3 protein-coding genes are annotated in these 1,848 nt (G+C 65.3%); all 3 read left to right on the top strand.

Annotation, left to right across the window (positions count from 1 at the left end):
* A partial coding sequence (locus ABYB95_RS22775; protein WP_372662402.1) for an enoyl-CoA hydratase/isomerase family protein occupies positions 1-427 on the top strand: 427 nt, incomplete at its 5' end.
* 50 nt (positions 428-477) lie between these two features.
* On the top strand, positions 478-1,383 hold the full coding sequence (locus ABYB95_RS22770) for an SDR family NAD(P)-dependent oxidoreductase (RefSeq protein ID WP_372662405.1): 906 nt from the start codon (positions 478-480) through the stop codon (positions 1,381-1,383).
* A 14-nt stretch (positions 1,384-1,397) separates the two neighbouring features.
* On the top strand, positions 1,398-1,793 hold the full coding sequence (locus ABYB95_RS22765; RefSeq protein ID WP_372662399.1) for a Zn-ribbon domain-containing OB-fold protein: 396 nt from the start codon (positions 1,398-1,400) through the stop codon (positions 1,791-1,793).
* The last annotated feature ends 55 nt before the right edge of the window (positions 1,794-1,848 follow it).

Below are 1,848 nucleotides of genomic sequence, written 5' to 3'. Positions count from 1 at the left end.
CGTGCTGGCCACGCCACGCGCGCATTTCTGCATGTCGTTCATGAAAGTGGGCCTGGTGCCCGACTGCGCCGCCTTCTACACCTTGCCGCGCATCGTCGGCGCGCAAAGGGCGCGTGAACTCATGCTGTCGGCACGCAATGTGAGCGCGACCGAAGCCCTGCAACTGGGCATCGTTCTGGAACTGCACGAACCCGACGCCTTGATGAGCCGGGCGCGGGCCATGGCGACCACCCTGGTGCAGGCCTCGCCCACCGCCGTCAGCCTGATCAAGCGCACCCTGGCATCCCCAGCGCAAGATCTGGCCACCTTGCTGGAAATGGAAGCCTCTGGCCAGGCACTGGCCGCCGGCACGCCCTACCACCGCGAAGCGGTGCAGCGCTTTCTGAACAAGGAGCCGCCCTTGTTCCAGTGGCCGACACAGCCATAGCCCACCGCATCACAAACACACAGGAGAGTCCGATGAGCAAGAACACAGGCATGGTTGAAGGCAAGGTGGTCGTGGTGACCGGTGCCGGTGGCGGCATCGGCCGCGACATCGCACTGGCTATGGCCCGCGAAGGCGCCAAGGTCGTGGTCAATGACATCGGCGCTTCGGTGTCGGGCGAAGGCGCCGACGCGGGACCAGCCCAGAGCGTGGTCAACGAAATAAAAGCCCTGGGCGGCGAGGCCGTGGCCAACACCGACAGCGTGTCGGAAGCCGCCAGCGCCGGGCACATCATCGAAAGCGCGCTCGACTCCTTTGGCCGCATTGACGTGGTGGTGAACAACGCCGGGATTCTGCGCGACCGCTTTTTCCACAAGATGGGCGTGGACGAATGGGATGCGGTGATCAAGGTGCATTTGTACGGCGCGTACCACGTCAGCCGCGCCGCCGCACCGCACTTCAAGGCACAAGCTTCGGGCAACTACATCCACATGACGTCCACCTCCGGCCTGATTGGCAACCTGGGGCAGGCGAACTACTCGGCGGCCAAGCTCGGCGTGACGGCCTTGTCCAAGTCCATCGCGCTGGACATGGAGCGTTTCAACGTGCGCTCCAACTGCATCGCGCCCTTCGCCTGGAGCCGCATGATTGGCGCCATCCCGACCGACACCCCCGAAGAACAGGCGCGTGTTGATCGCATCAAGCAGATGACGCCCGCCAAGATCGCACCGCTGGTGGTGTGTCTGGCCAGCGACGAAGCGCGCGAAGCCAACGGACAGGTTTTTGCCGTGCGCAACAACGAGATCTTTCTCATGAGCCAGCCGCGGCCGGTGCGCTCGGTGCACCGCTCGGAAGGCTGGAGCCCGGCCACCGTGGCCAGCCACGCGCTGCCCGCCCTCAAGGCCATGTTCTACCCACTGGACCGCTCCGCCGACGTGTTCAGCTGGGACCCGGTCTGAAACGGAGCACATCCATGAATTCGACCTCAACGCCCACCGGCGTCCAAGCCCATCACCAGAGCGAACTGGATCAGGGCAACTTCCTGATCCAGCACTGCCCGGCTTGCCAACAGCACGTGTATTTCCCGCGCGAGCTCTGCCCGCATTGCGGCGCTGCGCCGCTCAACTGGGTGGCGCCCTCGGGCCATGGCACGGTGTACGCCGTGACCACCGTTCGACGCAAGGCCGAGGCCGGCGGCGACTACAACGTGTCGCTGATCGATCTGGACGAAGGCGTGCGCCTGATGAGCCGGGTAGACGATCTGCCACCGCAAGCGGTGCACATTGGGCAACGCGTGAAAGCCCGCGTGCAACTGAGCGACGGACGCGGCCTGGTGGTGTTTGACGCCGCGCCAGGAGACGCCGCATGAGCGCCGAATGGAAAGCCTTGCGCGGCAGCGCCGCCATCGCTGGCGTGGCCACCTT

Origin of the sequence: Hydrogenophaga sp. (assembly GCF_041633695.1) — a bacterium.
Taxonomy (GTDB): Bacteria; Pseudomonadota; Gammaproteobacteria; order Burkholderiales; family Burkholderiaceae_C; genus Hydrogenophaga.
This window is presented reverse-complemented; position numbering and strand designations above follow the sequence as displayed.

Excerpts from the sequence above, each read along its gene's own strand:
- ABYB95_RS22770 (WP_372662405.1), top strand. The coding sequence starts at position 478 with ATGGTTGAAGGCAAGGTGGTCGTGGTGACCGGTGCCGGTGGCGGCATC.
- ABYB95_RS22765 (WP_372662399.1), top strand. The coding sequence starts at position 1,398 with ATGAATTCGACCTCAACGCCCACCGGCGTCCAAGCCCATCACCAGAGC.